Origin of the sequence: uncultured Helicobacter sp., assembly GCF_937893305.1 — a bacterium.
Classification (GTDB): Bacteria; Campylobacterota; Campylobacteria; order Campylobacterales; family Helicobacteraceae; genus Helicobacter_D.
In genome coordinates this window covers 1-12,800 of record NZ_CALBGN010000012.1, presented here as the reverse complement: position 1 = coordinate 12,800, position 12,800 = coordinate 1, and the positions used below count along the sequence as shown (strand labels likewise).

The 12,800-nt window shown below is 35.2% G+C and carries 12 protein-coding genes; 2 read left to right on the top strand and 10 right to left on the bottom strand.

The features are described 5' to 3' along the window. Positions 1-39 precede the first annotated feature (39 nt). The 4 genes from Q0358_RS02045 to Q0358_RS02030 form a co-directional block, all read right to left on the bottom strand. Positions 40-1,323, bottom strand: coding sequence for a citrate synthase (locus Q0358_RS02045; protein ID WP_299546499.1), 1,284 nt, complete (start codon positions 1,321-1,323; stop codon positions 40-42). A 120-nt stretch (positions 1,324-1,443) separates the two neighbouring features. After that, positions 1,444-1,989 (bottom strand): LolA-like outer membrane lipoprotein chaperone, encoded by a 546-nt coding sequence (lolA, locus tag Q0358_RS02040; RefSeq protein ID WP_299546497.1) that lies wholly within the window; start codon positions 1,987-1,989, stop codon positions 1,444-1,446. Between the two features lie 9 nt (positions 1,990-1,998). Then, positions 1,999-2,481 (bottom strand): YqhA family protein, encoded by a 483-nt coding sequence (locus Q0358_RS02035; RefSeq protein ID WP_299547028.1) that lies wholly within the window; start codon positions 2,479-2,481, stop codon positions 1,999-2,001. Positions 2,482-2,549: 68 nt separating this feature from the next. Further along, entirely contained in the window at positions 2,550-3,971 is a 1,422-nt protein-coding gene (locus Q0358_RS02030; protein WP_299546495.1) for an NAD-dependent succinate-semialdehyde dehydrogenase, read from the bottom strand. A 121-nt stretch (positions 3,972-4,092) separates the two neighbouring features. On the opposite strand from Q0358_RS02030, the gene Q0358_RS02025 reads away from it, so the two are divergent. After that, on the top strand, positions 4,093-4,827 hold the full coding sequence (locus tag Q0358_RS02025) for a M48 family metallopeptidase (protein WP_299546494.1): 735 nt from the start codon (positions 4,093-4,095) through the stop codon (positions 4,825-4,827). 25 nt (positions 4,828-4,852) lie between these two features. On the opposite strand, the gene purU is transcribed toward Q0358_RS02025, so the two are convergent. Together purU and sppA are read right to left on the bottom strand one after the other, a co-directional pair. Then, positions 4,853-5,683 carry a formyltetrahydrofolate deformylase gene (gene purU, locus Q0358_RS02020; RefSeq protein WP_299546491.1) on the bottom strand — a complete coding sequence of 277 codons (831 nt, stop codon included), beginning with the start codon at positions 5,681-5,683 and terminating at the stop codon, positions 4,853-4,855. A gap of 9 nt (positions 5,684-5,692) precedes the next feature. Further along, on the bottom strand, positions 5,693-6,574 hold the full coding sequence (gene sppA, locus Q0358_RS02015) for a signal peptide peptidase SppA (RefSeq protein WP_299546489.1): 882 nt from the start codon (positions 6,572-6,574) through the stop codon (positions 5,693-5,695). A 126-nt stretch (positions 6,575-6,700) separates the two neighbouring features. On the opposite strand from sppA, the gene lepA reads away from it, so the two are divergent. After that, positions 6,701-8,491 carry a translation elongation factor 4 gene (gene lepA, locus Q0358_RS02010; RefSeq protein ID WP_299547025.1) on the top strand — a complete coding sequence of 597 codons (1,791 nt, stop codon included), beginning with the start codon at positions 6,701-6,703 and terminating at the stop codon, positions 8,489-8,491. On the opposite strand, the gene Q0358_RS02005 is transcribed toward lepA, so the two are convergent. The 4 genes from Q0358_RS02005 to Q0358_RS01990 all read right to left on the bottom strand — a co-directional run bounded on the left by Q0358_RS02005 (position 8,488) and on the right by Q0358_RS01990 (position 12,634). After that, a complete protein-coding gene (locus Q0358_RS02005; RefSeq protein ID WP_299546487.1) occupies positions 8,488-9,663 on the bottom strand; it encodes a DUF262 domain-containing protein in 1,176 nt (391 codons plus the stop codon). The two genes, lepA and Q0358_RS02005, sit on opposite strands and share 4 nt — an antisense overlap. Before the next feature lie 129 nt (positions 9,664-9,792). Further along, positions 9,793-10,812, bottom strand: a complete 1,020-nt coding sequence (locus Q0358_RS02000; RefSeq protein WP_299547022.1) for an adenine-specific methyltransferase EcoRI family protein — start codon at positions 10,810-10,812, stop codon at positions 9,793-9,795. Continuing rightward, entirely contained in the window at positions 10,731-11,180 is a 450-nt protein-coding gene (locus tag Q0358_RS08425; RefSeq protein WP_366120857.1) for an adenine-specific methyltransferase EcoRI family protein, read from the bottom strand. Before Q0358_RS08425 ends, Q0358_RS02000 begins: the two co-directional genes overlap by 82 nt. A 98-nt stretch (positions 11,181-11,278) precedes the next feature. Further along, a complete protein-coding gene (locus Q0358_RS01990; RefSeq protein ID WP_299546485.1) occupies positions 11,279-12,634 on the bottom strand; it encodes a DASS family sodium-coupled anion symporter in 1,356 nt (451 codons plus the stop codon). Positions 12,635-12,800 lie beyond the last annotated feature (166 nt).

Sequence of the window (12,800 nt, the reverse complement as noted above, 5' to 3'; positions counted from 1 at the left end):
AATAAAATCATTCTTTACTTTAATGTTTGCATTTTGCAATTATTTGCCCAAATAAACTTGTCGTGGGCGCGTAATTCTTGCGTGTGGATTTTTGATATGCTCCATCACTTGCGCACACCAACCGGGCATCCTTCCAATAACAAAAATTGGTGTAAATAATGACACAGGAATCTTAAGTGCTGTTAAAATAATTCCACTGTAAAAATCCACGTTAGGATACAAATTTCTTTCTTTGAAATAATCATCACTTAATGCAACTTCTTCCAGTTTTTCAGCAATCTCACTTAAACGCGCATTCATTTTAATGCCTTTTTTGTCCAACTCATCTTTTAATGCTTTAATTGCTTTTGCGCGTGGATCATAGCTCTTATATACGCGATGCCCAAAGCCCATAAGTCTAAAAGGATCACTTTTGTCTTTTGCGCGTGCTACAAATTTTTCTACATTCTTTACATCTCCAATTTCTGCAAGCTGCACTAGAACTTTTTCATTTGCTCCACCGTGTGCTGGTCCCCAAAGCGCATTAATCCCAGCAGAAATTGCCGCATAAGGATGCACACCCGTGGAGGCAACATTGCGCACTGTTGTTGTAGAAGCATTTTGTCCGTGATCAGCGTGAAGTGTAAAGATTTTATCCAACGCCTCAACTTCTAAAGGAGTAATCTCTTCTTCTCCTTTTAATGTATATTTTAATCTACCTCCCGGATATGCGCGCAACATATACAAAAAGTTTTCTACATAATTTCTGCTAATATCAGGATAAATAAAAGGTGCGCCAATAGAGTTACGATAAGAAAACGCAACTAAAGTTGTAATTTTTGCAATGATTCTACGAGCCATTGTCTGATAATCATTTTCTTCTTCCATTTCATTATGATCAAAGTGAAATGTAGAAAGTGCTGCAACAGCAGAACTTAAATTAGCCATTGGATGTCCTCCATCTGGAAAAGCACTAAAAATATTAATAAGTCCCTCGTGCAAAAAACTTCTATGGCGCAACTCTAAATCAAATTCTTTAGATTCTTTTTCATCTTTTGGGACCTCGCCAGTGATTAGCAACTTTGCAACATCCGTAAAACGATATTTTTCAACAATCTCTTCAATTGGTAAGCCTTTGTAAAGCAAACGCCCATTTTTACCATCTACAAAGCTGATTGTAGACTCACAACCTGCTGTTGAGCCATAACCTGGATCATAAGAAAAAATATTTGTGCGTTCAAACAACTTACTAAAATCAATAGCCTTAGGACCTCTAGTGCAGTCAATTAAATCAAAATCGAATTTTTCGCCTGTTTCATTGTTAATAAGCGTAACTGTTCCCATACTTGACTCCTTAAATAAAGTTGAACTGAGTCCTATTGTAACGCAGTTTTTTAAAATAAGTCAAAAAAAATTTAAATTTTTATGAGAACTTCAAAATTTTTTACCAATTTTACACACTCTTTAATGGTAAATAATATCAATATCACTACTAGGATTAAACTCAAAAATCTCTGCACGCATTTTGCTATTTATAATAACATTAGAAAAACTAATCTCTACTTTGTTACCTAAATGATCTTTAAATCGCACTTCTTTTAAGATTCCTTTTTCAAACAATAAGACATATTTTTGATCTAAAATTATTGCTTCATAATAATTTTCTTTGATTTTCTTTGCTCTTTTTAACAAGCTAAATAAATCTAAATTTTCTTGTAATTGTGTAAAAATTGCTTGTTGTAATTTTGGCTCAAATATAATCATTGCGCCATTATCAATATAAATTTCTTTTGGAATGGGCGTTTTATATTCCCACAACACGCTAACTGGTGCTAAAGCCTTTATTTCTCCTGTGTATCTTAGAGTACTCCCCTGCCCTTCAGCAGATTGCACCTTTTGTTCAAAATTAGCACGAAAACTTTGAATAACTTGCAACTCATTTGATTGTGCTATTACACTAAAAAAACAAAAAAGGATTCCAACTTTTAGCAAATTTTGCAGCATTTTCATCATACTTCCTTAATGTTTGGAATCTTTATGCAAAAAGTATAATCCAACTGCAAGCGATAAAATAGAAATCGCAAAAAACAGCATATCCTGTGTCGTTTTCATACCCATATTTAAGACTTTTGAAAAAAACGCAACAATCAACGCCATAACAATCACTTTAGCTAGCTTATCTTTGAGTTGATCTAAAGTATGAATCTCTAAGACTTTAGATTGACTTTCATCTTTAACTTCAATTTTACTAATAAATAACTCATACAAACCAAACGCAAAAATCAAAAGCACCACAGCAATCAAATATAAATCAATCGCCATAATAATAGAATTTAGTAAAATATTATGAATATCCGCTCCTGTCTCTAACGCTCCAATATAATACAAATAAGTCTGCTTTGCTGCCTTTATAATATCCACACTTGCCACAACAAATAGCAAAATAGAACCCACAAGCGATAGGATCACTGCCAGAATAATAAATAATCGTGCATTCCACATTAATTTTTCAAACAATACTCGCAAAAGAAACCTTTATCCAAAAATTTAAAGCGCAATTATAGCCAAACTCACTTTAGACTTAAACATAGATATTTAATCTCCATATACTCTTCTAATCCATATTTTGAACCTTCTCTCCCAAGTCCGCTATGTTTAACTCCACCAAAAGGCGCAACTTCATTAGAAATTAATCCTGTATTAATCCCAACCATACCATACTCCAATGCTTCAGCAACACGCCATTGTCGTTTATAATCTTGTGTGAAAAAATACGCTGCTAATCCAAATTCTGTATCATTTGCCCTAGCAATCACTTCTTCTTCACTTTCAAATTTAAAAATAGGTGCTAATGGACCAAAAGTTTCTTCTTTTGCCACTAACATATTAGATTCCACATCGCAGATTAATGTAGGCTCAAAATAAGTTCCACCGAGCCTATGTTCCTTTCCACCACTGAGAAGTTTTGCCCCTTTTGCAAGTGCATCAGCAATATGTTCTTTAACTTTATTTAAAGAGTTTTGATTAATCAAAGGTCCTTGATTGACGCCATATTCTAGCCCATTACCTACTTTTAATTCTTGCATTGCTTTTTGCAATTCCGCACACAATTCAAAATAGATTCCACTTTGAGCATAAATACGATTTGCGCATACACAAGTTTGTCCGCTGTTACGAAACTTTGAAGCCATTATTCCCTCCACAGCTTCCTTTAAATTTGCGTCATTAAAAACAATAAAAGGTGCATTTCCTCCAAGCTCCATACTTAACTTTTTAATACTTTTTGCGCACTTTGCATACAATTGTGCTCCAACTTCAGTAGATCCCGTAAAGCTTAATTTTCGAATTTTATCATTTTTACACAACACATCACTAATCGCCCTAGAATCGCCATTTACCACTACAAATACTTCTTTTGGGATTCCAGCTTCTCTTGCTAATAATTCTAATGCATAAGCACTAAGCGGTGTTAAAGAAGCAGATTTTACAATAATCGCACAACCACTTGCTAAAGCTGGGGCAATCTTACGCGTAATCATTGCTGATGGAAAATTCCACGGAGTAATTGCAGCACAAACACCAATAGGCTGTTTAATTGTCATTAATTTTTGCCCTTGCGTTTTAGATTCCATAATATCCCCACAAATATGACGCGCTTCTTCTGCAAACCACTTAATAAAAGATGCAGCATAAACAATCTCTCCTTGCGCTTCATTTAATGGCTTACCCTGTTCTTTTGTCATAATTTCTGCAAGTGCGTTTTTATGCTCTAAAATTAAATCGTAAAAACGCATTAATCTATCTGCTCTATCTTCAGCTAAGGTATTTGCCCATTCTCTTTGTGCTTTACTTGCTTGATAAATAATTTCTTGCAATAAATTTTCATCTGTCTTTCTAACATAGGCTAAAATTTCTTGTGTTGCGGGATTTCTAACTTCTATTGTGTGTTTTAATTTTTCTTTAAAAACATCACTATGCTGAAATAAATCCATAAAAACTCCTTATTTTTCAATAATTATGTTATCTTAATCTTAATATTTTCATTAAATTAAATTTTTTTGGATTCCATTTACAAAATTACTATAAAATACAAGAAAATTTCAAGGATAGCTTATGCGTTATTACTTATTGTTTGCAATCATTGCTGTTTTCTTTTGTTCTTGTTCCTCTACAGATTACACAAACCGATCACAGTTGATGTTACTAGGAGAGAAAGAAGAAATTGCACTTGGAAATCGCAGTGCAGAAGCAATTTTAAAAGAATCCAAAATTAGCCACAATCAAGCCTTTATACAAATGACAAAACGCGTTGGAAAAAGAATTGCCAATGTTTCAAATCGCCCGGATTTTAAATGGGAATTTTATGTGTTAGAAGACAAACAAGTCAATGCTTTTTGTTTGCCGGGTGGAAAAGTATTTGTTTATACAGGACTACTTAAGTTAGTAAATAGTGATGATGAACTTGCTGTGGTTCTCTCTCACGAAATTGCACATACTATTTTAAGGCACGGTGCAGAAAGAATGAGTATGCAAAATATTCGCCAAATTAGTGGCAGTATTTTGGGCCTTATCGTGCAGTCTCAAGCCCCAGAATACACCTCTCTTTTTAATCAAGCATACAGCATAGGTAGCAATGTTGGTGTAATGCTCCCATTTAGCAGATCTCACGAGTTAGAAGCCGATAAGGTTGGAATCGCTTTAATGCAAAAAGCAGGTTATAACACTCAAGCTGCACTAATTTTTTGGAGAAAAATGGCAGCAAATGGTAAAAATAACCTTGAGATTCTTTCTACTCACCCAAGCGATGCAAAACGCATAAAAGAGATTGAAGAAATTTTAAACAAATAAAAGCCCCCCCCCAAAAAAAAAGGACTTAAAACACTATCGTTTTGTTATTGTAGGTAAAAATCTTTTCTTCTAAGGCTAAATTTAATGCCTTAGCAAGCACGATTTTTTCTACATCACGCCCACTTCTTTGCATATCTCTCCAATTCATTGCGTGATTAACCTTTGTAATATCTTGATAAATAATTGGACCTTCATCTAAAGCATTATTTACAAAATGCGCTGTTGCTCCAATAATCTTAACACCCCTTTCATACGCTTGTTTATAAGGATTTGCGCCAATGAAAGCTGGCAAAAAGCTATGATGGATATTAATAATTCTACCTTCAAATTCTCCTACAAATTTCGGACTTAAAATCCGCATATATTTTGCCAACACAATATAATCGCAAGGATATTTTCTAAGCTCTTTTAAAACTCTTTCTTCGTGTTCTTCGCGATTTAAATTTTCACTAGAAATACAAATAAAAGGCAAATCAAACTTATGACACAAAGGCTCTAAAGAATCATAATTTGAAATCACCGCCAAAATATCCGCGTTTAACTCTCCACTATCATAGCGAATAAGCAAATCCCCCAAACAATGATTTTCTTTTGTACATAAAATAACGATTTTTCTGCGTTTTGCTTCAAAAACTTCCACTTTAGCTTCTTTGCAAAGCCGTTTAAATATTTCACTCTTAAGTGTGGTAATATCACATTCTCCCAATATTTCTGAACGCATAAAAAAGAGATTATTCTCTACATCTACAAACTCATCATTTGTTAAAATATTCAAATTAAAATCAAAAATCACGCGCGTAATTTCTGCAATTAAACCTTTTTTGTCTGGTGTTTGAATTTTTAAAATAATCTGCATTACTTTCTCCTACTGCACTTTGCTAAACTGCTCTAAGCCTTTGAGGATTCCATTTTGGATTCCATTAGAAATTTGCTCTCCAAAGATTTTTTCTAAATACACTTCAATCTTATCTTTTTCTTTTTTAAACCATTTAGGCTCTAAAATGTTTGCTTTTTTAAACAACAATATCTGTGCTTCATAGATACTTCCTACTTTATCTACCAATCCAAGTTCAAGTGCATTTTTCGCACTTAAGATTCTGCCTTGTGCAAAACTTGGCTCTTGTGCAATCTCTAACTTTCTAGCATTAACTACTTCTTCTACAAACGCCCAATACTGCTCTTTAACTAAATCTTGTAGCATTGTTTCTTCTTCTTTATTCCAAGGGCGCATTAAAGTGCCAGCTTCTTTATAGATTCCTGCTTTAATTGTTTGTGAAGAGATTCCTATTTTTTTAGCAAGCTCACTTAAATCCACCCCATTAATAATCACACCAATAGAACCAAGCAAAGCTCCACGATTTGCTACAATAGAATCCGCCCACACTCCTGCTAAATAACTTCCGCTTGCCATTGCACCTTGCGCATAAGCCACCACAGGTATTTTAGAGTTTATACGCTTAATAGCTTCAGAAATCTCAATGCTTGGTGCAATCGCGCCACCAGGTGAATCAATCACAAGCAAGATTCCTTTTAAATTTGGATTTTTTTCTAACAATTCTAATTCTTGCAAAAAAGTATCACTCTGTAAAATTGCTCCATATAAATCAATCCTAGCAACATTTGCTTCTTCAATCACTTCTTCTTGTTTTGGCATAAAAATTAACACCACAATCAGCAAAAAAATTAACGCCTTAAAATGTTTTCTAATAAACTCTAAAGGCTTGATGATAAAATTAAAAAATCGCACAAAATACCTCATATAATTTCACAAAAATAAAGTCAAAATTATAGCACACTCAAAAACATTAAAGTCTATTTTTGCTAAGATTCCGCCTTATACTTTATCTTTAATTAAGGCTTGCTAATGGATTCTATGCAAAAGATTCGCAACTTCTCAATCATTGCCCACATTGATCATGGCAAATCTACACTTGCTGATTGTCTTATTCAAGCTTGTGGCGCAATTAGCTCAAGAGAAATGAGCGCACAGGTTATGGACACAATGGAAATTGAAAAAGAGCGTGGAATCACTATTAAAGCCCAAAGCGTGCGACTAAACTACAACTATAAGGGAGAAAATTATATTTTAAATTTAATTGATACTCCCGGACATGTGGATTTTAGCTATGAAGTCTCTCGCTCTCTTGCTAGCTGTGAAGGCGCTTTGCTTGTTGTAGATGCAAGTCAAGGCGTAGAAGCGCAAACGATTGCTAATGTATATATTGCCCTAGAAAATAATCTTGAAATTATCCCCGTATTAAATAAAATTGATTTACCAGCAGCAAATCCACAACGCGTCAAAGATGAGATTGAACAAACCATAGGACTTGATTGCACAAACGCATTAGAAGTGAGCGCTAAGGTGAACATCGGCATCAAAGAACTCCTAGATAGCATTGTAGAAAAAATCCCTGCCCCAAGTGGCAATAGCAATGCCCCAACAAAAGCACTCATTTATGATTCTTGGTTTGATAATTATTTAGGTGCGCTTGCGCTTGTTCGTGTAATAGATGGCAAAATCTCTTTAGGACAAAATCTTTATATTATGGGAAGTGGCAAAAGCCACGAAGTTTTAGGGCTTATGTATCCTCACCCATTACGCCAAGAAAAAACAAAAACAATCCAAACAGGAGAAATTGGAATCGTAATTTTAGGCTTAAAAAATGTTACAGATATTGCAGTAGGCGATACAATGACTGATTTTAAAAATCAAACAAAAGAACCTATTGCTGGCTTTGAACCCGCTAAACCTTTTGTGTTTGCTGGGATTTATCCAATTGATACAGATAAATTTGAAGATTTACGCGATGCACTAGATAAACTAAAACTTAATGACTCAAGTTTAACCTATGAACCTGAAACTTCTGTGGCATTAGGTTTTGGATTTCGTATAGGCTTTTTAGGACTTTTACATATGGAGGTAATCAAAGAGCGTTTAGAGCGTGAATTTGGATTAGATCTAATCGCCACAGCACCTACTGTTGTGTATGAAGTTACAAAAACAGATGGTGAAGTTGTGTATATTCAAAACCCAAGCGAACTCCCACCAGAACAAAAAATCGCACACATTAAAGAGCCTTATGTCCGCGCAACCATCATCGTGCCTAGTGAATTTTTAGGTAATATGATAACTCTGCTTAACAAAAGACGCGGAATCCAAAAGAAAATGGAGTATTTACAAGAAACGCGCGTGCTTTTAGAATATTGGATTCCAACTAATGAAATTGTAATGGACTTTTATGACAAGTTAAAATCCTGCACAAAAGGCTATGCAAGCTTTGATTATGAGCCATTAGACTATCAAGAAGGAGATTTAGTTAAACTTGATATTCGTGTGGCAAATGAAATTGTAGATGCATTAAGTATTATTGTGCCAAAATCTAAATCCTATGAGCGCGGAAAAGAACTTGTAGAAGCGATGAAAGAAATTATCCCACGCCAGCTCTTTGAAGTGGCAATCCAAGCAAGTATCGGCAACAAAATTATTGCTAGAGAAACCGTTAAATCAATGGGCAAAAATGTAACAGCAAAATGCTATGGGGGAGATATTACAAGAAAAAGAAAATTGCTTGAAAAACAAAAAGAAGGCAAAAAGAGAATGAAAGCTATCGGTAAAGTTGCCTTACCACAAGAGGCTTTTTTAGCTGTGCTAAAGATTGATTAATTTGCACCTTTAGCTCTATTACACTCGCGGCAAAGCATTTGACAATTTTCTTTCTCCGTCTTTCCGCCCTTGCTCCAAGGGATTATGTGGTCTGCTTCCATTTGCTTTATATCTAGCTTTTGCTTTTCATTAGGGCATTTCACGCCCTTGATATGCCCATCGCTATTGGCACACACGCCATTTTGCTTCTCATAGACCGCTCTTTTTATGCTATCGCTAAAAGTCCGCAAGTGCAAATGCTTCTCATCGCCACTTAGCACATATTCATAAATGCCTTTTTTATTCGTTACTTCATCATCTTGCATAAGCTTAGCGATTTGCTCTTCTAGCTCTTTGGCATCTAGGGGCTTATCTTTATGGGCGTTATACAAAAGCCCCCATTCAAGCCCTTTCATCTCCTTGCGATATTTTTCAAACTTCATCTCCACCCAGTTTATGACATTTTGAAAATACCCCCAAAGCTCATCGGCATTTTTAGAATCTTTAGCGTGTTTTGCCATATACGCACAAATCTTCTCATCTTTTTTAGAATCCACTATCCAAGCAATCGCACTCTCCAAAAACTCCTGCCGTATCGCACTGCCACTTAGATATTTAGCCCCTCTTTGCACCGCCAAGCCATTAGGCTTAGAAAATCTAAGCTTTGCATCACTTAGCCACGCACTCGCATATACCGCATTTCTTAGCTCTTGATTTGTGAGCTTCTCCCCTGCGATATTGATAGTCTTAAACCACTCTAGCTTCTCACTCTCACTCCCCTGACACACATACACATCAAGCTTATAGTCTAAAAACTTCTCTTGCAAATCCTTAGGCAGTGTGTGAAAATACTGCGATTTATCCCCCACTTTTACCGAAAATTCACCCTCTTTATATTGACAAATACTTATGCTTCTTTGCTGTCCATCTAGCACTTCAAATTCATATCCTGCACTAGATTCTGCATTTTTGACCCAATACATTATATTAAGCGGAAAGCCCTTTAATATCGTATCTATCACCGCTTCTCTTTGTGTGTCTTTATAGACAAACTCCCTTTGATATTTAGGGCGGATATTTAGCCTTGCTACGCCCTTTTCATCAGCATAAGCGACTACTTGATTGCTCTCTTCATTTACTACATATCCTGCTACTAGCTCTTTTATGGAAATTTCGGTTTTGTCTATTTGCATTTTAACTCCTTTGATTTGGTCACTATGATTTCTTAAGCTTCTTTTATTGTCATACTGAGCCTTTAGGCGAAGTATCTAAAGCTAGATTCTAGATATTTCGCTACGCTCAATATGACAAGAAGAGACAAGTTAAGTTTGCATTTTCTCTTGCTCGGCTTTGCGTAAGGTTTCTACTTCAGCGATTTTGCGGATTAGGATTCTGGCGTAAATACTAGAATACAGCTCCCCGCTCTCACAATCCTTAAAAGCTGGAGTTTTATCCGTATTTGGATTAAATTTTCTATAAAGTGTGCCTTTTGCATTAAAGGTAAATTTACCTGTGCCATTGCCAAATTTGTCTAAAATCTCCATTTTTTTATTACAAGTAAAATCTACTGAACCAACTATCCCTAAAGCTACCACCTCAAACTGCTTAGGATTATGTTTATCTAAAAAGGTTATCGGCACGCCCATTACGCCATCATAATCTAGCGGGATTTCATTTGTTTTATCCACATTAATCGCATCGTAATTATCATATTTAGGGTATTTTTCAGGGGTTTTAACATAGCTATGGATAGTTTCTAGAATCTCATTGCGTTTTTTGTGTGTTAAATTTGTTACCCAAGTAACTCCTGAAACTCGTATCATTCCTTCTCTATGGTCTGAGGCTGTTGCATAATCTTCATAATGATAATTTATAAAATGCCCAGCTCCACCTTTAAATCCATATCCCAACCACAACTTTTTATCTTTAATAAGAGAAAAGACTTCTTTGTAGGTAATGCAATTTTGATGTGCTACTATCAAAAATTTCTTACCATACTCCACAAGCTGTGCGACATACTCACGGAAGAGTGAAAAGGGCGGATTTGTTACGACTATATCGGCTAGTTTTAGTAGCTCTATGCAGTCTTTACTTCTAAAATCCCCTGCATTGTTTAGCCCCTTGTCTTCATTTATCTCAAAAAGTTTTGGTTGCTTGGGGGATTTTGTGTTTTTGTTTTGTGTGGATTCTTTTGGCAGTCCAGATTCTAGCTCGGCTCTAAATTTATCAAAAAGCTTATGCTTGTTTTCCTCAAATGCCTTTAGCGTTTCTGGCGACTGCGATTTGCTACGAGAGAGAGAGAGAGAGTAGCTTCCACTTCGCTTAGTGGGTGCATTTGTGATAGAACTTTATCTATATCTTCTATGGAGTGCTTTTGTGGGTTTATAAGCTCATCTTTTATCACATCATCTAGGTGGATTTTTATCGCATAGGCTTTCTTGGGGGAGTCTTCGCTGCTTACTTCTCTGTAATTTTGGCTTTTATAGCAAGTGGTGATAAGAGCTTTTAAATCAAGCCATTTGAAGTTTTTAAAAAAGTATTCAAAAAAGGCACTTTGCAGTGGGTCATCGCAGTTGCAATACACGATTTTATCTTTAAAATGCTCTTTGTAGTGCTTAAGCTCATTTTCTATATCGCTAAGTTGCGTGTAGAACTCATCTTTTTTATGCTTTTTTGCATCGTGGAGATTGGTGTTTGCTACTTTTGCCATTATTCCCATCCTTAAAATCATTTAATAATTCTAATCTTAAAATCTTTAAACCTTTTGCATCTAAAGTCTTTATAAACAGATCTTAAGGAGTATCCATTTCAACTCCACACAAAAAGCGCAAAAATCGTAAGTATACACACAGAAAATACGCCAAGCCAAAATCCCGCCTTTATCATCTCACTTTGCTTAATATAGCCTGTCCCAAACACTATTGCATTAGGAGGAGTTGCCACAGGAAGCATAAAGGCACAACTTGCTCCAAACCCTATCACAAGAGTCAAAATAGAATCAGGCATATTTAATGCAGTGCTTAAAGACGCAAAAACAGGGATTAGCAAACTAGCACTTGCAGTATTACTCGTAAATTCGGTGAGTAGAATAATAAAAATTGCTAAAGCTATAATAATCAATATCCAACTCCCAATACCAAAATCCCCAACCCGAAGAACTTTTGCGATAAAATCCGCCATTACAGCACTAGCACCAGAATCCTTGATAATTCTTCCAAGCGCTAATCCACCGCCGAACAATAACAAAACTCCCCAATCTGTGTTTTTTTGAATTTCTTTCCAAGAAGCTGTTCCACTTAAGCCAATCACCACTGCTCCCATTAATGCAATCATTGCATCAATATCTTGGATTCCACCTAACAATGAACTAATTTTCCCGCTAAAAATCCACGCTAGCGCCATTGCAACAAAAATGAAAATTGTTGTTGTTTTTTGTGGATTCCACACCATTTTTTCAAATTGCATAGAAAAATGTTCATTTAAATCTGGCTTTGTTACAAGATATAAAAGAAACAAACAACTAGGAAACATTACAATCATAAAAGGAATTCCAAGTCGCATCCACTCTAAAAATCCAATTCCTAGCGATGAAGCAGCAATTGCATTTGGAGGACTTCCAACTAAAGTGCCAAACCCACCAATACTAGCACTATACGCAATCCCAAGTAATACAAAAACAAAAGTTTGTCTATTTTCTTGTGTATTGAGACTTTTTAAAATACCAAGCCCTAAAGGAAGCATAATTGCAGCAGTTGCAGTATTACTTATCCACATTGAAAGCAATGCGGTAACAACAAATAGCATAAAAACAGCAATTTTAATTTTTCCTTTTGCGAGGATAATTAATTTTTGAGCAATAAACCTGTCAATACCCTGAATATGCAATGCAGTTGCAAGTGCAAATCCACCAAAAAAGAGAAAAATAATCGGATTTGCAAAAGTGCTAAGTGCGGAACTTGTATTTTGCAGACCTACAAGAACGGAAAGAACAGGAACTAAAAGTGCTGTTAAACTTACATGAATAGCTTCTGTTAGCCACAAGATTCCAATAAAAACCAAAAGACAAATTCCTAAATTCTCATTGCGTTCATAAGGCAAAATAGAATAAAGAATCACAAATAAACAAATATCTAATGCTAAAATTATCAATGCACGCTTAAGCATAAATATCTTTAACCCCTATTATTTTAGGATTTCAATACGCTTTTTAAGCATCTAGAAATAAATAAGATTCTACAATATCTCTTTGTTAAAATCAAATTGTTTCTAAGCAACTTTATTCAAACCTCTTCTTATTCACATCTTCTAAAATATCATCAGCGATTTTATT

Bases quoted from the DNA above. Each gene is read 5' to 3' on its own strand.
- Q0358_RS02025 (WP_299546494.1), top strand. From the start codon at position 4,093: ATGCGTTATTACTTATTGTTTGCAATCATTGCTGTTTTCTTTTGTTCT.
- Q0358_RS02035 (WP_299547028.1), bottom strand. From the start codon at position 2,481: ATGTGGAATGCACGATTATTTATTATTCTGGCAGTGATCCTATCGCTT.
- Q0358_RS02045 (WP_299546499.1), bottom strand. From the start codon at position 1,323: ATGGGAACAGTTACGCTTATTAACAATGAAACAGGCGAAAAATTCGAT.
- Q0358_RS08425 (WP_366120857.1), bottom strand. From the start codon at position 11,180: ATGGCAAAAGTAGCAAACACCAATCTCCACGATGCAAAAAAGCATAAA.
- Q0358_RS01990 (WP_299546485.1), bottom strand. From the start codon at position 12,634: ATGCTTAAGCGTGCATTGATAATTTTAGCATTAGATATTTGTTTATTT.
- lolA (WP_299546497.1), bottom strand. From the start codon at position 1,989: ATGAAAATGCTGCAAAATTTGCTAAAAGTTGGAATCCTTTTTTGTTTT.
- Q0358_RS02005 (WP_299546487.1), bottom strand. From the start codon at position 9,663: ATGCAAATAGACAAAACCGAAATTTCCATAAAAGAGCTAGTAGCAGGA.
- purU (WP_299546491.1), bottom strand. From the start codon at position 5,683: ATGCAGATTATTTTAAAAATTCAAACACCAGACAAAAAAGGTTTAATT.
- Q0358_RS02030 (WP_299546495.1), bottom strand. From the start codon at position 3,971: ATGGATTTATTTCAGCATAGTGATGTTTTTAAAGAAAAATTAAAACAC.
- lepA (WP_299547025.1), top strand. From the start codon at position 6,701: ATGCAAAAGATTCGCAACTTCTCAATCATTGCCCACATTGATCATGGC.